The sequence below is a fragment of the Variovorax sp. LARHSF232 genome (assembly GCF_052871435.1).
Window position 1 is genome coordinate 197,848 of sequence record NZ_JBIXJS010000005.1, and the last position, 18,336, is coordinate 216,183.

Sequence of the window (18,336 nt, forward strand, 5' to 3'; positions counted from 1 at the left end):
CCGATTCAGCGCGCGCCGCGCCCGACCATGGCCAGGATGCCCTGCAGCGGCACCGACACCCAGTCGGGCCGGTTGTTCATCTCGTAGCGCAGTTCGTAGAAGGCCTTCTCCAGTTCGAACAGCGTCAATAGTTGCGGATCGACCTTGCCCCGTTCGGGCGTCAGCGCCCCTGTGTAGCCGTCGAGGAAGGCGGCCAGCGTCTGCGCTTCCCACTCGGCCGCGGCCGAGCCCAGGCGCACCAGCTCGTCGGCGTTCTGGGCCGCGCGGCGCAGGGCGCACCAGCGCGCGTAGTCGAAGGAGCGCAGCATGCCGGCCACGTCGCGCAGCGGCGAATGCCGGGCCCGCCGCTCCTCCAGCGGCCGGGCCGGCTCGCCCTCGAAGTCGATGATGTAGAAGTCGTTGCGCGACACCAGCACCTGGCCCAGGTGGTAGTCGCCGTGGTAGCGCGAGTGGTAGCTGGCCGAATGCTCGAAGCGCATAGCGTCGATGAAGGCCTCGACCGCGTCGGCCTGCGCCAGCAGCCGGTTCACGTCTTCCTGCGCCGCAGCCGGCAGGGCGGCAGCGCCCTCGCGCAACTTTTCCAGCGTGGCGCGCCCGTCCTCGCGCACCGCGTTGCGCATGGCATCGAGCTCTTGCACGCTCATCGGTTGGGGGTCGAAGTCCGAATTGCCGGTGGGCGTGGCCAGCGCGTTGTGCAGCTCGGCGGTGCGCTGGCCCAGGATGCGCACTAGCGCCAGGAAGGCGCCGTGCGGATCGGCACGCGCCGTCGCGCCGTCCACGTCGCGCAGCTCGGCCAGGTAGCGCTCCAGGTAGTCCAGCGTGTAGCTCCAGCCGTCGCCCTGGTTCGGCACGTAGGCCTGCAAAAGGCCCAGGGTGCTGACCGTGCCGTCCTTCGCCTCGTACTCGATGGCGCCGAGCACCGGCACGGCGTGCGCGAAGCCGGCCACCTCGGTGAGGAAGCGCCCCATCTCCAGTTCCGGGTTCATGCCGGGACGGATCTGGCGGTAGCCCTTGAGGAACAGCTGCTCGTCCAGCATCACCACCGTGTTGCTCGACAGGGCCGTGGGCGCGCTCACCGGCAGCTGCTCGATGTCGCCGGGCTGGATCTCGCGGCCGCGCTGGGTGGCGCGGAAGTGCACGTTGCCGTGCACGGTCTCCAGGCTGCGGCCTTCCAGGATGGCGCGCACGACGGCGCGGCAGAAGGCCTCGTCGAAGAAGGCGTCGCCCATCAGGCCGACGTTGGCCTGCTGACGGATCTTGGCGATGGCGGCGCGCTCCAGGCACTTGAGGCGCTCGCCCTCGGAATCCTCCCAGGCGATGGCCAGCGGCATGAAGTAGGTGGTGGCCTCCGGCGGGCCTTCCAGATCCAGCAGCGGCAGCATCCAGCGCTTGCCGTCGGCCTCGAAGATGGCGTGGTCGCGAACCTGCGCGCGGCTGATGATCGAGCTCTTGTAGCCGTACCAGCGCTGCGCCTGGATGTGCGGCGGCAGGGTGTCGCGCTCGAACTGCTGGCGCAGCCGATCGGCGAAGCCGATGCGCCAGGGCATCACCTGGTCCTTGAAAAGGCTGGTCCAGCCGTCGAACATCACCAGCACCGGCCGGTCGCGCAGGCCCACGCTTTCCTGGTGCCAGACCGGCATGGGCGCCTCCTCGGCCAGGCGGAACCAGTAGAAGCCGTGCGAGGGCAGGGTGAGCAGGTAGGGCAGCTCCCCGATCGGCGGGAAGGAGGTGCGCCCCAGCATCTCCACCGGCACCCGGCCCTTGTAGGCCGCCAGATCCAGTTCCACCGGCTGCGCCGCGCGCGACAGGTTGAACACCGACAGCAACACGTCGTTGTCATGCTCGCTGACGTAGGCCAGGATCTTGCGATTGCCGGGCTTGAGGAAGGTCCGGCGCCCGCGGCCGAAGGCGCGGCTGGTCTTGCGCACCGCCAGCATGCGGCGTGTCCAGTGCAGGAGCGAGCTCTTGTCGCGCAGTTGCGCCTCGACGTTGAGCGCCTCGTAGCCGTACATCGCATCCATGATGGGCTGCAGGTACAGGCGCTGCGGGTCGGCGCGCGAGAAGCCGGCGTTGCGGTCGGGGCTCCATTGCATGGGCGTGCGCACGCCGTTGCGGTCGCCCACGAACACGTTGTCGCCCATGCCCAGCTCGTCGCCGTAATAGATGATGGGCGAGCCCGGCATCGACAGGAGCATGCCGTTCATCAGCCGGATCGCGTCCTTGTCGTTCTCCATCAGCGGCGCCAGGCGGCGCCTGATGCCCAGGTTGATGCGCGCCTGCAGGTCCGTCGCGTAGGTGGTGTACATGTAGTCGCGCTCGCGGTTGGTCACCATCTCCAGCGTCAGCTCGTCGTGGTTGCGCAGGAAGATGGCCCACTGGCAGCCGTCGGGAATGTCGGGCGTCTGCTGAAGAATTTCGACGATCGGGTCGCGGTCTTCCTGCGCGATCGCCATGTACATGCGCGGCATCAGCGGGAAGTGATAGGCCATGTGGCACTCGTCGCCCTCGCCGAAGTACTCGCGCACGTCCTCGGGCCACATGTTGGCCTCGGCCAGCAGGAAGCGGTTCTCGTAGTTGGCGTCGATGGCGGCGCGCAGCTTCTTGATGGCGTTTCCGGCAGGTTCTCGTTGCTGGTGCCGTCGCGCTCGATCAGGTAGGGAATGGCGTCCAGCCGGAAGCCGTCCACCCCCATGTCGAGCCAGAAGCGCATCACACGGAACACCGCCTCCAGCACCGCCGGGTTGTCGAAGTTCAGGTCCGGCTGGTGGCTGAAGAAGCGATGCCAGAAAAAGGCCTTGGCCACCGGGTCCCAGCTCCAGTTGGACTTCTCGGTGTCGGTGAAGATGATGCGCGTGCCCTGGTAGTGCTGGTCGGTGTCGCTCCACACGTAGAAGTCGCGCTCGGTCGATCCGGGCGGCGCCTTGCGCGCGGCCTGGAACCAGGGATGCTGGTCCGAGGTGTGGTTGATGACCAGCTCGATGATCACGCGCAGCTCGCGCTTGTGCGCCTCCTCCATCATTTCGCGAAAGTCCGCCAAGGTGCCGAACTGCGGATTCACGTCCTCGTAGGCGGCGATGTCGTAGCCGTCGTCGCGCAGCGGCGAGGGGTAGAAGGGCATCAGCCAGATGGTGTTGACACCGAGATCCTTCACGTAGTCGAGCTTTTGCGTCACGCCCTTGAAATCGCCGATGCCATCGCCGTTGGAGTCGTAGAAGGCCTTGACGTTGAGCTGGTAGATGACGGCGTCGCGGTACCACGTGGGATCGCCCGCGGTATCGATCTCGGTGGTTTCGAGGGCGAGGCGTGGCAGCGGTCCGCTCATGGCTCAACCCGGGTCTACAGGTAGTAGTCGAAGTCGCGCTCGTCGCGCAGACGCCACCGCACCGCCAGCACGTGGGCCGGCATCCGGTGCGGCTCGAGCAGGACGTAGTGGCGGCGGCCGTGCCAGGTGAAGCGCTGGTCGGTCAGCAGGTCGTGCATCTGGAAGGGCTTGTCATCGGGGAGGCCGAGGTCGCGCGGGTCCAGCGCCAGCCAGCCCGCCTGCGCATTCCATGGGTCCAGGTTGACCACCGTGACGATGACGTTGCTGCCGTCTTCCGACTGCTTCATGTAGGCGATGAGGTGCGCGTTGTCGATGGGAAGAAACTTGAGGCTGCGGTTGTCCTGCAGCGCGGGGTTGGTGCGGCGGATCTCGTTGACGCGGGTGATGAGGGGCCGCAGGCCGGCATCGGGGTCCCAGTTCCAGTGGCGCAGCTGGTACTTCTCCGAATCGAGGTATTCCTCGCTGCTGGGGCCGCGCGGCCGGTACTCCGTCAGCTCGTAGGCGGGGCCGTAGATGCCGTAGCTGGCGGCCAGGGTGGCGGCCAGGATCAGCCGCGCCTTGAAGGTGGGCTCCAGGCCCCCTTGCAGGCTGGCATGCAGGATGTCGGGCGTGTTGGGCCAGACGTTGGGGCGAAAGTAATCCACGCCAGGCGGCTTCGTGAGCTCGGTGAAATAGTCGGTGAGCTCTTCCTTGCTGTTGCGCCAGGTGAAGTAGGTATAGGACTGCGAGTAGCCCAGCTTGGCCAGGCGGTGCATCACCTTGGGCCGGGTGAAGGCCTCGGCCAGGAAGATCACTTCGGGGTGGGCGCGCGTGACCTCGTTGATGGCCCATTCCCAGAAGGCGAATGACTTGGTGTGCGGGTTGTCGACGCGAAACACCTTCACGCCCTGCGCGATCCAGTGGTCGATCACGCTCTTGAGCTCGTTCCACAGCGCCGGCCAGTCTTCGCTTTCGAAGTTGAAGGGGTAGATGTCCTGGTACTTCTTCGGCGGGTTCTCGGCGTACTGCACGCTGCCGTCGGGCCGCCAGCGAAACCACGACGGATGCTGCTTCACGTAGGGGTGGTCGGGCGCGCACTGGAAGGCGATGTCCAGCGCAACCTCCAGGCCGAGGGTTGCCGCGTCGGCCACCAGCGCGCGAAAGTCTGCGAGCGTGCCCAGCTCGGGCAGGATTTCCTTGTGGCCGCCTTCCTCGGCGCCGATGGCCCAGGGGCTGCCGACGTCGCCGGCCTCGGCCGCCAGGGCGTTGTTGCGGCCCTTGCGCTGCGCGCGGCCGATCGGGTGGATGGGCGGCAGGTACACGATGTCGAAGCCCATCGCGGCAATGAGCGGCAACCGCGCCGCCACGTCGGCGAGGGTGCCGTGCCCGCCCGGCGCGCTGCCGGCCGAGCGCGGGAAGAGCTCATACCAGCTGCTGAAGCGGGCGCGTTCCCGCTCCACCATGAGCGGCAGCTCGACGCCAAAGCGCGTTTCCAGCCGCCGGTCCGGGTGGCGCCGGGCGGTGGCTGCATGCTGCTCGTCCAGCGCCAGGGCCTTGAGGGCGGACGCGTCCAGCAGGGTGTCGGCTGCGCCTTCTTCCAGTGCGAGGGCCCAGGCTGCCAGTTCCTCGCGGTCGCCGCCGCTGGCGCGTTCGGCGGCGGCGGTGATTTCCAGCGCGCCCACCCGCGCCGCGATGCGGATGTCGTCCGGCTCGACGCGGCGTTCCAGCTCGTGGTGCCAGGATTCGAAAGCGTCGACCCAGGCGGCCACCGTGTAACGGTAGCGGCCCGGCGCCGGCGCGACGAAGTGCGCATGCCACTCGTCGTTGTAGCGCAGCTTCATCGGCAGCTCTTCGCGCCGCTCGCTGCCTTCCTTCCACCATTGCAGCATCACGCGCGGCACGTCGTGGCCGTCGGTGAACACGTGGGCCTCGATGTCGATGCGCTCGCCGGCCACGCGCTTGGCGGCAAAGCGGCCGCCATCGACCATGGGCCGCACGGTGTCGATCACCGCGCGCGCGCGGCCGTCGGCCACGTCGAGGGGCTGCGGCGCACGCTGCTCGCCACCGGCTTGCGTGGGCGGGGCCGGTGGAGCGCCCGGCCCGGCGATCACATCGCGCAGGAACGACAGGCCCTTGCTAGCCATCGGCGTCCCTCTTCAGGTAGAGCGTCGCCAGGGGCGGCAGCGTGAGGCACAGCGCATGGCGCTTGCCATGCGCGGCCAGCGGCGCGGCACGCACGGCACCCAGGTTGCCCCAGCCGGCGCCGCCGAAGGCCTGCGCGTCGCTGTTGAGAATCTCGTGCCAGGTGCCGCCACGGGGCACGCCCAGGCAGTGGTTCTGGCGCGGCACCGGCGTCAGGTTGCAGGCCACGAGCACCGATTCGCCATCGCGCGACTTGCGCAAAAAGGCGATGACGCTGTTGTCGCGGTCATTGGCGTCCACCCACTCGAAGCCTTCACCGGAGAAGTCGAGCTGGTGCAGCGCCGGCTCGCTGCGCAGCGCCTTGTTCAGCTCGCCCACCAGGTGCTGCACGCCGCGGTGCTCCAGTTGCTCGGTGACCCACCATTCGAGCTCGCCCTCGTGCGTCCATTCGCGCCGCTGCGCGAATTCGCCGCCCATGAAGAGCAGCTTCTTGCCCGGGTGCGCCCACATGTAGGCCAGCAGCAGCCGCAGGTTGGCGAACTGCTGCCACGAATCGCCCGGCATCTTGCCGATCAGCGAGCCCTTGCCGTAGACCACCTCGTCGTGCGAGAGCGGCAGCACGAAGTTCTCGTGGAAGGCGTAGACCATCGAGAAAGTGAGCCGGTCATGGTGATAGCGCCGGTTGATCGGGTCCTCGCGCAGGTAGGCCAGGGTGTCGTGCATCCAGCCCATGTTCCATTTCATGCCGAAACCCAGGCCGCCCATGTCGGTGGGCCGCGTAACCTTGGGCCAGGCGGTCGATTCCTCGGCCACCGTGAAGGTGTCGGGGTAGTCGCGATAGACCGCGCGATTGAGTTCCTGCAGGAAGTCGATGGCTTCCAGGTTCTCGCGCCCGCCATGCCGGTTGGGGATCCATTCGCCCTGGCGGCGCGCGTAATCCAGATAGAGCATGGAGGCCACGGCGTCGACCCGCAGGCCATCCACGTGGTAGTGGTCCAGCCAGAACAGGGCCGACGAGATGAGGAAGCTGCGCACCTCGTGGCGCCCGTAGTTGAAGATGGCCGAGTTCCATTCGGGATGGAAGCCCTGGCGCGGGTCGGCGTGCTCGTACAGCTGCGTGCCGTCGAAATGCGCCAGGCCGTGCGCGTCGCTGGGAAAGTGCGAAGGCACCCAGTCCAGCACCACGCCGATGCCGCGCTGGTGCAGGTGGTCCACGAAATACATGAAGTCCTGCGGCGTGCCGTAGCGCGAGGTGGGCGCGAAGTAGCCGGTGGTCTGGTAGCCCCAGGAGCCGTAGAAGGGGTGCTCGGTCACCGGCATCAGCTCCACGTGGGTGAAGCCCAGCGTGCTCGCGTAGTCGGCCAGCGCGTGCGCGAGCTCGCGCCAGTTCAGAGGCTCCCCATCCTTGCGCCGCCAGGAACCCGCATGCACTTCGTAGGTGGACATCGGCGCTTCCAGCGCGTTGGCGGCGGCGCGCCGCGCCATCCAGTCGGCGTCCTGCCAGGCGTAGTCGAGCGACCAGACGCGCGAAGCGGTGGCCGGCGGCAGCTCGGCGAGGAAGGCCAACGGGTCGGCCTTCTCGAGCACCGCGCCGGTCTTGGCGCGGATGCGGTACTTGTAGGCCTGGCCGCGGCGCGCATGCTCGCAGTGCACCTGCCAGATGCCGGTGCTGTCGGGGCGCGGCTGCATCGGGTCGGTCTCTTCGTTCCAGCCGTTCCAGTCCCCGATGACGCTGACGGCCGCCGCGTTCGGCGCCCAGACGCCGAAGGTCGCGCCCTCGCCGCCGACCTTCAGCAGGCAGCCCAGGCGCTGGTAAAGGCGCGCATGCGTGCCTTCCCGGAACAGGTAGGCGTCGGTTTCGCCAAACGATTCCGGCGTGGCGATGGCGGCATGCTGCGTAGACACGCTCTAGTTCTAGTTGCTCCGAGGCGCTGTGCGCGCAGGACGAACTCGCCGTCTCGCTGTCGGACAGCGCTCACGTCGGTATCTCGTAGGCGAAGGACTACGGCGCAAGCGAAAAACGTCCGACGCCGCCGAGCCATTGCAAGCGACCCAATTGCGGAGTACACCTACAAGCCAGACGCGGAGACAAAACCATGGCAGACGCCATTTACTGCTTTGACACGGCAAGCGTTCGCTTTGCCGTTTACCCGGATGGAAAGCGCATCGTCGCGGAAATCGAAGAGAACCCGCTGCGAGACATCTTTGGTGCGCGCGGCGGCGGCGACACGCTGATCGATGCCTACTTCGAGCACGCCGAGCAGATCGACGCGCTGGCGCTGGAAAAACATCGCCGCGCGCCGGGCAGGCCGATCGTGCTGGCGATTTCGGATTTCAGGTTGCAGTAGGCCCCGAGGGCTTGGGTGGGCCAGTGGCGGACCGGGAGGCCGGCCTACACTGCGCCTGTCATGCAACACATCCTCACCCTGTGTATCGGAAACATCTGCCGCAGCCCGCTGGCCGAGGTGCTGCTGGCGCGCGAGTTTCCGGAAAAGACGGTCTGGTCAGCCGGGCTGGGCGCCCTGGTCGGCGAGCCGGCGGATCCGCTGTCGGTCGCGCTGGCATCGGAGCAGGGGTTGGATCTTTCGAAACACCGCGCCCAGCAGGTGAACGCCCCCATGTGCCAGCGCGCCGATCTGATCCTGGTGATGGAGCAGAACCACCGCCTGGAACTGGAGCGCCGCTATCCGCTGGTGCGCGGCAAGGTGTTCCGGCTGGCAGAGCTTGACATTGCCGACCCGTTCCGGCTGCCGCGCAATGCCTTCGAAACCGCCTACGCCGACATCGCGCGCGGCGTGGCGGACTGGACCGTGCGCATCCGCCGGCTCGGCTGAACTGCAGGCTGCTCAGGCCTCAGGCCGCGTTGCGGCGCGGCAGCTTCCAGCCCGGACGAACCCAGTGGCAGGTGTAGCCCTCGGGAAATCGCTGCAGATAGTCCTGGTGCTCCGGCTCGGCCTGCCAGAAGGGCCCGGCCGGTTTCACTTCGGTCACCACCTTGCCGGGCCACAGGCCAGAGGCGTTGACGTCGGCGATGGTGTCCAGCGCCACCTCGCGCTGCGCCTCGTTGGTGTAGTAGATGCCCGAGCGGTAGGAGGCGCCGCGGTCGTTGCCCTGGCGATCGACCGTGCTCGGGTCGTGGATCTGGAAGAAGAACTCGAGCAGGTCGCGAAAGCTCAGTCGTGCGGGGTCGAACACGATCTCCACCGCCTCCGCATGGCTGCCGTGGTTGCGATAGGTGGCGTTGGCCACGTCGCCGCCGCTGTAGCCCACGCGGGTGCTGATCACGCCCGGCATGGCGCGGATGAGCTCCTGCATGCCCCAGAAGCAGCCGCCGGCAAGGATGGCGGTTTCGGTGCGGTTCATGGTGTGTCTTCCTTTTCGGTCTTGATTGAAGCGTGGACGAATTGGACTGCGGTTCAACCCTCTTTGCGCAGCGCCAGGGCATTGATGCAATAGCGCAGGCCGGTGGGCGGCGGGCCGTCGGGGAACACGTGGCCGAGGTGCGCGTCGCACACCTGGCAGGTGGTCTCGATGCGCTGCATGCCGTGGCTGTCGTCCCGATGGTAGGCCACCACGCCTTCGCTCAAGGGGCTGGCAAAGCTGGGCCAGCCGGAGCGGCTCTGGAACTTGGTGCCCGCATCGAACAGCGGCGTGCCGCAGCATGCGCACTGGTAGCGCCCGGGCTCGAACAGCCCGCACATCTCGGAGCTGTGTGCAGCCTCGGTGCCTTTCTGGCGCGTGATGCGGTATTGCTCCGGGCTCAGCAGAGCCCGCCATTGCGCATCGCTTTTCTCGACGCGGCGCGGCGGCGGGTTGCCGTGGTTGGCCCAGCGAATGACGTCGCCCCAGTTGGGCGAGACCGCTTCGGGCGCCGGGTCGGCCGCCTGCGCTCGGCGCAGCAGCGCCACCGTCTTGTCGACGTCGATGTGAAAGTGGCTGTGCAGCACGGTGCCCTCGGGGTCGATCAGGATGAACCAGGGCGTGCCGCCATTGCCGTAGCGCTGCATCAGCACGGAGCCCTTGGTGCCGGCGCCGCCGCCATCGTCGTGGCCGAAGGGAATCGGCAGCGCGTAGCGCGCCTGGTCCGCCAGCATCGCATCGAAGCTGTTGTGTTCCCAATCCTCGAACACGGTCTGGATGGCGGCAATGCGCACGCCCAGGCCGCGCGTCTGCTCCACCAGTTTCACCAGGCTCGGAAAGCCGTGGGTGTGACAGCCGGGGCAGGCATGCTGAAAGCAGAACAGCAGTTTGTAGCCGTCACCCATCTGCTCCAGGCCGTAGCTGGCCAGGGGCTGTCCGCTGGCATCGACCCAGCGCTCCACGCCGAGCGGCTCGGCGCGCTGGCCAAAGCCATCGGTGGTGGCGGAATTGAAATGCGGGTTCATGCGTCGATCCTCCTCCTTGGCACAGCTGGTTCGCAACGATCGGGGCAAACGTTACGCAGCCTGCGGCGAACTTTCTGCATCTTGGGGCATCCACCTTCGATCGCAAGGCCAAGGCCTGGCAGGGGGCGTCCACCCAGGGCGCGGGACAGCAGGGGTGAATGCAATGACGCAACAGAAAGTCGAATTCGTCGGCGCCCAAGGGAACACGCTTGTGGGCGCACTCGAACTGCCCGACGGGGCGGTCCACTACACCGCATTGTTCGCGCATTGCTTTGCCTGCGGCAAGGACTCGCTGGCCGCGGCGCGCATCAGCCGGGCGCTGGCGCGCGAGGGCGTGGCGGTGCTGCGCTTCGACTTCACGGGCCTGGGCGGCAGCGAGGGCGATTTCGGGAACGCGGGCTTCGCGTCCAACGTGCAGGATCTGCTGGCGGCCGCGCGCTGGCTGGAGCAGCAGCAGCATGCGGCGCCGCAGATGCTGCTGGGGCACAGCCTGGGTGGGCTGGCGGTGCTGATGGCAGCGCTGCAACTGCTCTCGGTACGCGCCGTCGTCACCATCGGCGCGCCGTCGCAGGCCGACCATGTGCTGCACCTGCTGGCTCCGGCGCAGCAAGCGCTGGACCAAGGCGCAGACCGTGCCCCGGTCCGGCTGGGCACGCGCGAATTCGACATCAGCCGCTCGTTCATCGACGACTTGCGCCGGCGCGACCATGCCGACGACATCCGGCGCCTGCGCGCCGCGCTGCTGATCTTTCACTCGCCGGTGGACCAGACGGTGGACATCGACGAGGCGCGCAAGCTGTTCGAGGCGGCGCGCCACCCCAAGAGCTTCATCAGCCTGGATGGCGCCGACCATCTCCTGAGCCGGCGCGAGGACGCGGACTTCGTGGCACAGCTGAGCGCCGCCTGGGCACGCCGGCATCTGGATCTGCAGGCGTCGAAGGAGGCCGCCGCGCCGGCGCCAGCGCCGGCTGCTCTGCCGCTCGAAGCCCCGGTGCAGGTGTCGGAGATCGACCACCGCTTCCTGTGCGAGTTGGCCGCCGGCGCGCACCGTCTGCTGGCGGACGAGCCGGCCTCGGTCGGCGGCAGCGACAAGGGGCCCACGCCCTACGACCTGCTCCTGATGTCGCTGGGGGCCTGCACTGCCATGACCCTGCGCCTGTACGCGCAGCGCAAGAGCATGCCGCTGGAGGACGTGCAGGTGCTGCTGGAACACGACCGGCTGCACGCCCGGGACTGCGCCGAATGCGAGGGTCGCGAAGGCCAGCTGGAGCGCATTCGCCGGCGCCTGCGCTTCAAGGGCCCGCTCAGCGAGGCCCAGCGCACCGACTTGCTGCGCATCGCCGACCGCTGCCCGGTGCACCGCACGCTGGAGGGGCGGCCGGTGATCGTGACTTCGGTGGTGGACCAAGGCTGAAGAAGCCGCCCGCTGCACGCCCGGCCGAGCGGCGGCGGCGCCACGCGCCCTCTTGAAATTCGTCTATGCTCGCGCCGTCCAATCCGCCCAATAGGCCGATGGGCCAGCCCGCTCCGAGGGAGCGCAGCGAGAGGAAGCAATATGCCCAAGACGATTTTCCGATGGCTGACAGGCGCCTTCCTGTTGTGTTTCAGCGTGCTGGCTCCGGCCCAGAGCAAACTGGACAATGCGCAGCTCGACCAGTTGATGGCGCCCGTCGCGCTGTATCCGGATTCCCTGCTGTCGCAGATGCTGATGGCGTCTACCTACCCGGATGACGTGAAGGCCGCGGTCCAGTGGTCCAAGGACAACGCCAGCCTCAGTGGCGACGCCGCGACCAAGGCGGTGGAGGCCACCCCCTGGGATCCCAGCGTGAAATCGCTGGCCGCCTTTCCTTCCGTGCTCGACCTGATGGGGCGCCAGCCGGACTGGGTGGTGAAGGTGGGCAATGCCTTCCTCGACCAGCCCAGCGAGGTGATGGACTCGGTGCAGCGCCTGCGCCGCCAGGCCCAGGCGGCAGGGTCGCTCAAGACCAACGAGCAGCAGAAGGTGGTGGTGCAGCAGCAGGGCCCCACGCAGGTCATCCAGATCGAGCCGGCCAATCCGCAAGTGGTGTATGTGCCTTCGTACAACCCGACGGTGGTGTATGGCGCCTGGGCCTATCCGGCCTATCCGCCTTACTACTACCCGCCGCCGGTGGGCTCGGTCTTCGCCACCTCGCTGGTCGCCGGCATCGGTTTCGGCCTGGGCGTGGCCGCGGTCAATTCGATGTGGGGCGGCTTCAACTGGGGCGGCGGCGACGTCGACATCAACGTCAACCGCTACAACAACGTCAACGTGAACAACCGGCTGAGCGCCAACCAGACCAACTGGAACCACAACGCGGCGCGCCGCGGCTCCACGCCCTACAACAACGCAGCGACGCGCCAGCGCTTCGACTCGCAGCGCCAGGCCGGCCTGGCCGAGCGTGACCGCGGCGCTGCCGGGCGCGGCGCCGCGCCGGGCTCGCGTGAAGCCCAACGCGACCGCGCGGCCCAATCCTTCGAATCGCGCACCGGGCAACCGATCGCCGGCCACGAAGGCCGCGGCGGCGATGCGGCGCGGGACCGCGCCGGCCAGGCCGGTGGTGCGCGCGATCGCGCCGGGCAAGCCGGCGGCGGCGCGCGCGGAGAGAGCCCTGCGACGCGCCAGAACCACGACCGCGCGGCAGCGCAAGACCGCGCACGTGCCGCCAACCACGACAGCGCCTTGCGCGATGCCGGGCAGGGCGACCGGGTGCGCCACCAGGCCGAGCGGCCGAATGCCAACCGTTCCGCCCACGGCGGCGGCGTGAGCCAGACAGCCCACCGGCCTTCGGGCGGCGGCGTCGAGGGCGGCGGCCATCGCGCGGGCGGTGGTGGCGGAGGAGGCGGCGGTGCCAGGATGGGCGGCGGTGGCGGTGGTGGCCATCGCGGTGGCGGCCGGAGGTAATCAAGATGCGAAAGAACACGATCATGAATTTCCGCGCTGCGCTGCTGGCCTGCGCCCTGGGCCTTGGCCATGTCGCCGCCGTCCAGGCCCAGGCGGTCTACCCGAACGCCGAAGCCGCGGCCGAGGCGCTGGCCAGCGCGCTGGCGCGGGCCGACCGCGATGCGGTTCGCCATGTGCTGGGCGCGAATCTTTCGCGCTATGTGCCGGAGCACTCGGTGGGTATGGAGGACGTCTATGCCTTCCTGGAAGCCTGGAACCAGTCGCACTCGATCGCCCAGGTGTCGCCCACACGGTCGGAACTGGTGGTGGGCAAGGATTGGCGCTTTCCGGCGCCCATCATGAAGACCGCGCGCGGCTGGCAGTTCGATGTCAAGGCCGGCCAGGCCGAGATTGCCAGGCGCCGGGTCGGGCGCAACGAGCTGGGCGCCATCGAGATGCTCAAGAGTCTGTGCGCCGCGCAGGGCCGCTACGCGCAATCGGTGGGCCAGGGCAAGCCGGCCAGCCGCATCGTGAGCAGCCCCGGCCAGCGCGACGGCCTGTACTGGCCGGAGGTGGATGCCGCGCAAAGCCCGCTCGGGCCCGACGCGCTGGTGATGGGCGCCGACACGCCCACCGGCGCCGCGCTGCACGGCTACCACTACCGCCTGCTGCCCGGCGCCGATGCCAAGGGTTGTGCCTTCGTGGCCTGGCCGGCGCGCTATGGCAGCTACGGCATCAGCAGCTTCGTGATCGGGCCCGATGGCGTGGTGCGCGAGCGCGACCTGGGCGCATCGACCCGTGCGTCGGCGGCCCGCATTCGGGCTGGTGGGCTGGGAGAAGGCTGGACCGCGGTCCAGTAGCTAAGAAGAAGAGGGAAATCAACCCTGGGGCGAGAGGCGCATGCCCCCAGGGCCTTCGCGCGTTGCGCGCGAAAAAAAGCGAGGCCTCAGTCGACCCGGTTGTCGCTGGACGCGTCGGCCACGGCAGCCGAGACGAGCCCGATGGCGCTGGCGCGCAGCAATTCCGCGCGCAGCGCCGCTTCGAGCTGCTTGCGGGCGGAGTCCGGCCGGTCATGGTCGTATTCCTCGTCGAGTTCGCAATGCAGGTAATAGTCGACTCGGGTCATGAGCCGCTCTATGGACGCTGCAATGTCCGCTTCGTTCATTCCGCTCCTCCGTAAGGCCGTGTGCCTAGGCATGCCCAGCTCCGGCATTCATTCAAGATGTCAAAAGACCTTGGCTTTATACAGTTACGTACAGTATTTGGGTGGCCAAGGGTTGGATAAATTCTCTGTTGCGTGTCTGCAACAAAGAATCTTAGGTCCGCATGGGATGGGGCCGCTGGCGATGGCCGAATGCATGACTCGGCGATGTTGGCATCGGTTTTGCGCGCTCAGGCGCTGGCAGCCTGCAGTTCGTCCGACAAGCGCAGCCAAAGTTCCTCGATTTCCGAAATTTCGTCGTTCAGCGCCTTCAGGCGCTTGCCGGCCTCGGCGATCTCGGGCGGCGCCAGCGGCTGCGCCAGGCGCACTTCCAGTGCCTCGCGCTCGGTGCTGGCGCTGGCCAGGCGCGCCTCGGCCTTGGCCAGGTCGCGCTTGAGTGGCTTTTGCCGTTCCTGGCGTTGCTGGCGCTCTTCGGCTTCCCGCTGGCGCTGCTCGCGCGAGGACGTCGCAGGGGCCGGGACCGGGGCGGGCGCCGGTGCGGCGGCGGCCACCACCTGCGGCGCCGGTTCGGGCGGCGCATTGCGGCTGGCCTCCTTGGCCAGTTCGCGCTGGCGCTTGGCCTCGTCCAGCAGGTAGCGCTGGTAGTCGTCCAGATCGCCGTCGAAGTCGGTCACGGCGCCGCGGCCCACCAGCCAGAACTCGTCGCACACCGAACGCAGCAGGGCACGGTCGTGGCTCACCAGCATGAGCGTGCCTTCGAATTCGTTCAGCGCGACGGCCAGGGCCTCGCGCGTGGCCAGGTCCAGGTGGTTGGTCGGCTCGTCCAGCAGCAGGAGGTTGGGGCGCTGCCAGACCATCATGGCCAGCACCAGGCGCGCCTTTTCGCCGCCGCTCATGGTGCCCACCGGCTGCTTGACCATGTCCCCGGAGAAATTGAAGCTGCCCAGGAAGCCGCGCAGGTCCTGCTCGGTGCTGCGCTCGCGCACCGTGCCGGCGAAGTCGCGCGCCAGGCGCACCATGTGCTCCAGCGGGTTGCTGGCGGGGTGCAGCACGTCCAGCTCCTGCTGGGCGAAGTAGCCGATGTTCAGTCCCTTGCCCTCGGTCACGGTGCCGGCCAGCGCGCCCATTTCGCGGGCGATGGTCTTCACCAGGGTGGATTTGCCCTGGCCGTTGGCGCCCAGGATGCCGATGCGCTGGCCTGCCAGCACCGAGCGGCTGACGCCGGTGAGGATCACCTTGGGCGGCGCATCTTCCTGCACGTAGCCGAAGGCCGCGTCGCTGATCGACAGCATCGGGTTGGGGATGTTGCCGGGCTCCTTGAACTCGAAGGTGAAGTCGGCCTCGGCCAGGAGCGGCGCCACCTTTTCCATGCGCTCCAGCGCCTTGACCCGGCTTTGCGCCTGCTTGGCCTTGCTGGCCTTGGCCTTGAAGCGGTCGATGAACTTCTGCAGGTGGGCGATCTTGTCCTGCTGCTTGGTGTAGGCCTGCTGCTGCTGCTCCAGCTGCAGCGCGCGCATTTCCTCGAACTTGCTGTAGTTGCCGCCGTAGCGCGTCAGGCCCGCATGCTCGATGTGCAGGGTGACGTCGGTCACCGCGTCGAGAAATTCGCGGTCGTGGCTGATCACGATCATGGTGCCGGCGTACTTCTGCAGCCAGCTTTCCAGCCAGACCAGGGCGTCCAGGTCCAGGTGGTTGGTGGGTTCGTCCAGCAGGAGCAGGTCGCTCGGGCACATCAGTGCGCGCGCCAGCTGCAGGCGCATGCGCCAGCCGCCGGAGAAACTGTTGACGGGCTGCTCCAGCTCATGGACCTTGAAGCCCAGGCCGAGGATCAGGGCCTGGGCGCGCGGCACGGCGTCGTGCTCGCCGGCATCGGCCAGGTCGGTGTAGGCGTGGGCCAGCGCCATGCCGATGTCGTGGTCGTCGGGGTCGGCCGCGTGCGCCGCCTCGACCCGGGTCAAGGTCTCGCGAAGCTCGGCCAGGCGGGTGTCGCCGCCCACCACGAAGTCGGACGCCGACTCGTCGGTTTCGGGCATGTTCTGCGCGACCTGGGCCAGGCGCCATTGCCTGGGGCAGGAAAAGTCGCCGCCGTCTTCATGCAGCGTGCCGTTGAAGAGGGCGAACAGGGTGGACTTGCCGGCGCCGTTGCGCCCCACCAGCCCGACCTTCTCGCCGGGGTTGATGGTGACGCTGGCGCCATTGAGCAGGACCTTGCTGCTGCGGCGCAGGACGACGTTCTTGAGGGTGATCATGTCAATTCATTCAATGCGCAAAGACGCACTCTTTGCTAGGAACACCGCGGAACCGGCTTCGCCGGGCCGCTGGTGTTGCCCCCTGCAAGGGGGTTGGCGGAGCGACACGAAGTGCGCGCAGCCTGGGGGTTAGCGAAAGTTCGGGCGGGTGAGCAGGAGGACCTGGTCCTCGCCTGCGCTGGTGGCCAGCCAGACCACCTCGAGCTGCGGAAATGCGGCTTCGAAATGCTCGCGTTCGTTGCCGATTTCGAGCACCAGGACGCCATTGTCCGTCATGCAGCCCGGCGCTGCTGCCAGAAGGCCACGGATGAAGTCCATGCCGTCGGTGCCGCCAGCCAGCGCCAGCGCGGGCTCTGCCTGGTACTCGGCGGGCAGGGCGCTCATGCTTTGCGCATTCACGTAGGGCGGGTTGCACAGGATCAGGTCGTAGGGCCCGCGCACGTCGGCCAGGCCGTCGGAGCGCATCAGCGTGATGCGCCCATCAAGCTGGTGCCGCGTCACGTTGATGGCGGCCACTTCCAGCGCCTGGGTCGACAGGTCGGCTGCGTCCACCCGCACCTCGGGGTAGGCCATGGCCGCCAGCACGGCCAGGCTGCCGTTGCCGGTGCACAGGTCGAGCACGCGCTGCGTGTGTTCGCCCAGCCACGGGTCGATGGTGCCGTCGGCCAGCAGCTCGGCAATGAAGCTGCGCGGCACGATGGCGCGCTCGTCCACATAGAAGGGCACGCCCTGCAGCCAGGCTTCGCGCGTGAGGTAGGCGGCGGGCATGCGGGTGTCGATGCGCTCCTGCAGCAGGGCGCCCACCTTTTGCGCGTCGGCCGGCGAGACCGGTTGATCGGCCACCGGATCGAGGTCATCGAGCGGCAGCTTCAGGCGCCAAAGCACCAGCCAGGCGGCCTCGTCGAAGGCGTTGGTGGTGCCGTGGCCAAAGCCCACGCCGGCATCGGCCAGCAGCTTGGCGCCGGCCTCGATGAGCTCGATGACCGTCTTCATTGCAGGGCGTCCAGCGCGGCGATGGCCCGGCGGTAGATGTTCTTCAGCGTTTCGATGTCGGCAACGGCGATGTGCTCGTCGATCTTGTGGATGCTGGCGTTGACCGGGCCCAGCTCCACCACCTGCTTGCACACCTTGGCAATGAAGCGGGCGTCGCTGGTGCCGCCGCTGGTGGACAGCTCGGTCTCGATCGCGGTCTCGTCGCGGATGGCCTGCTGCACGGCAGCCACCAGTTCGCCCGCCGGCGTCAGGAAGGGCAGGCCGCCCACCGTCCACTGGAGCTCGTAGTCGAGCCCGTGCTTGTCGAGCACCTCGCGCACCCGGCGCTGCAGCGATTCGGGCGAGGATTGCGTGGAGAAGCGGAAGTTGAAATCCACCACCGCATGGCCCGGAATCACGTTGCTGGCGCCGGTGCCCGCGTGGAAGTTGCTGATCTGCCAGCTGGTGGGCTGGAAGTGCGCGTTGCCGCCATCCCAGGCGCCGGCCGTGTTGATGGCCACCAGCTCGGCCAGCGCCGGCGCCAGGCTGTGCACCGGGTTGCGTGCCAGGTGCGGGTAGGCGATGTGGCCCTGGATGCCCTTGACGGTGAGGCGGCCGCTCATGGTGCCGCGCCGGCCGTTCTTGATCATGTCGCCGGTGCGCTCCACCGCGGTGGGTTCGCCGACGATGCAGTAGTCGAGCCGCTCGCCGCGCGCAGCCAGCTGGTTGCAGACGATGACGGTGCCGTCGACGCCGGGGCCTTCCTCGTCGCTGGTGAGCAGCAAGGCCAGGTTGAGCTTGGGTGCGGGCTCGGCGGCCAGGAATTCCTCGATGGCCACCACGAAGGCCGCCAGCGAGGTCTTCATGTCGCAGGCGCCGCGGCCATAGAGCTTGCCGCCACGGTGCGTGGGCGTGAAGGGCGGGCTGGTCCACTGCGCCAGCGGGCCGGTGGGCACCACGTCGGTGTGGCCGGCAAAGACCAGGGTGCGGGCGTCGGCCCGGGTCGAGCGCCGCATGGCCCACAGGTTGGTCACCCGGAAATCCGCGGGGCCGCTCTGGATGCTTTCCAATTCGAAGCCCAGCTTGGCCAGCCGCTCGCCCAGCAATTGCTGGCAGCCCCCATCCTCGGGTGTGACGGAGGGGCGTGCGATTAGTGCTTCGGCAAGGACAAGGGTGCGGGACATTGAGGAGATTCGATGGGGCTTCTGTGCCAGAAACACCGC

The 18,336-nt window shown here is 68.2% G+C and carries 13 protein-coding genes and 1 pseudogene; 5 read left to right on the top strand and 9 right to left on the bottom strand.

The genetic code is table 11. The annotated features are described in order from the left end of the window. Positions 1-5: 5 nt before the first annotated feature. The 3 genes and pseudogenes from treS to glgB all read right to left on the bottom strand — a co-directional run bounded on the left by treS (position 6) and on the right by glgB (position 7,348). Positions 6-3,322: pseudogene (gene treS, locus ACIPRI_RS15160) on the bottom strand (maltose alpha-D-glucosyltransferase). Between the two features lie 14 nt (positions 3,323-3,336). Beyond that, positions 3,337-5,445: an alpha-1,4-glucan--maltose-1-phosphate maltosyltransferase gene (locus ACIPRI_RS15165; protein WP_446622282.1), complete on the bottom strand. Its 2,109-nt coding sequence runs from the start codon at positions 5,443-5,445 to the stop codon at positions 3,337-3,339. After that, positions 5,438-7,348, bottom strand: coding sequence for a 1,4-alpha-glucan branching protein GlgB (gene glgB, locus ACIPRI_RS15170; protein ID WP_446622283.1), 1,911 nt, complete (start codon positions 7,346-7,348; stop codon positions 5,438-5,440). Before glgB ends, ACIPRI_RS15165 begins: the two co-directional genes overlap by 8 nt. A 191-nt stretch (positions 7,349-7,539) precedes the next feature. On the opposite strand from glgB, the gene ACIPRI_RS15175 reads away from it, so the two are divergent. Together ACIPRI_RS15175 and ACIPRI_RS15180 are read left to right on the top strand one after the other, a co-directional pair. Beyond that, positions 7,540-7,791, top strand: coding sequence for a hypothetical protein (locus tag ACIPRI_RS15175; RefSeq protein WP_446622284.1), 252 nt, complete (start codon positions 7,540-7,542; stop codon positions 7,789-7,791). Between the two features lie 60 nt (positions 7,792-7,851). Then, the gene (locus ACIPRI_RS15180; RefSeq protein ID WP_446622285.1) at positions 7,852-8,277 is read left to right on the top strand and encodes a low molecular weight protein-tyrosine-phosphatase; all 426 of its coding nucleotides are present in this window, start codon (positions 7,852-7,854) and stop codon (positions 8,275-8,277) included. Positions 8,278-8,296: 19 nt separating this feature from the next. Here the strand turns inward: ACIPRI_RS15180 and msrA are convergent, their stop codons facing one another. Together msrA and msrB are read right to left on the bottom strand one after the other, a co-directional pair. After that, a complete protein-coding gene (gene msrA / locus ACIPRI_RS15185) occupies positions 8,297-8,806 on the bottom strand; it encodes a peptide-methionine (S)-S-oxide reductase MsrA (protein WP_446622286.1) in 510 nt (169 codons plus the stop codon). Positions 8,807-8,859: 53 nt separating this feature from the next. After that, complete coding sequence (gene msrB, locus ACIPRI_RS15190; protein WP_446622455.1) at positions 8,860-9,279, bottom strand: peptide-methionine (R)-S-oxide reductase MsrB; 420 nt, start codon at positions 9,277-9,279, stop codon at positions 8,860-8,862. Positions 9,280-9,991: 712 nt separating this feature from the next. On the opposite strand from msrB, the gene ACIPRI_RS15195 reads away from it, so the two are divergent. From ACIPRI_RS15195 to ACIPRI_RS15205, 3 genes are all read left to right on the top strand, one after another. After that, positions 9,992-11,242, top strand: coding sequence for a bifunctional alpha/beta hydrolase/OsmC family protein (locus tag ACIPRI_RS15195; RefSeq protein WP_446622287.1), 1,251 nt, complete (start codon positions 9,992-9,994; stop codon positions 11,240-11,242). Positions 11,243-11,383: 141 nt separating this feature from the next. Beyond that, positions 11,384-12,751 (top strand): DUF3300 domain-containing protein, encoded by a 1,368-nt coding sequence (locus ACIPRI_RS15200; protein WP_446622288.1) that lies wholly within the window; start codon positions 11,384-11,386, stop codon positions 12,749-12,751. Between the two features lie 23 nt (positions 12,752-12,774). Then, entirely contained in the window at positions 12,775-13,590 is an 816-nt protein-coding gene (locus ACIPRI_RS15205; RefSeq protein ID WP_446622289.1) for a DUF2950 family protein, read from the top strand. An 86-nt stretch (positions 13,591-13,676) separates the two neighbouring features. On the opposite strand, the gene ACIPRI_RS15210 is transcribed toward ACIPRI_RS15205, so the two are convergent. The 4 genes from ACIPRI_RS15210 to dapE form a co-directional block, all read right to left on the bottom strand. Further along, complete coding sequence (locus ACIPRI_RS15210) at positions 13,677-13,856, bottom strand: hypothetical protein (protein WP_446622290.1); 180 nt, start codon at positions 13,854-13,856, stop codon at positions 13,677-13,679. Between the two features lie 266 nt (positions 13,857-14,122). Then, complete coding sequence (locus tag ACIPRI_RS15215; protein WP_446622291.1) at positions 14,123-16,141, bottom strand: ABC-F family ATP-binding cassette domain-containing protein; 2,019 nt, start codon at positions 16,139-16,141, stop codon at positions 14,123-14,125. A 129-nt stretch (positions 16,142-16,270) separates the two neighbouring features. Further along, positions 16,271-17,134, bottom strand: a complete 864-nt coding sequence (prmB, locus tag ACIPRI_RS15220) for a 50S ribosomal protein L3 N(5)-glutamine methyltransferase (RefSeq protein ID WP_446622292.1) — start codon at positions 17,132-17,134, stop codon at positions 16,271-16,273. Then, on the bottom strand, positions 17,131-18,297 hold the full coding sequence (gene dapE / locus ACIPRI_RS15225) for a succinyl-diaminopimelate desuccinylase (RefSeq protein WP_446622293.1): 1,167 nt from the start codon (positions 18,295-18,297) through the stop codon (positions 17,131-17,133). Before dapE ends, prmB begins: the two co-directional genes overlap by 4 nt. Positions 18,298-18,336: the final 39 nt, after the last annotated feature.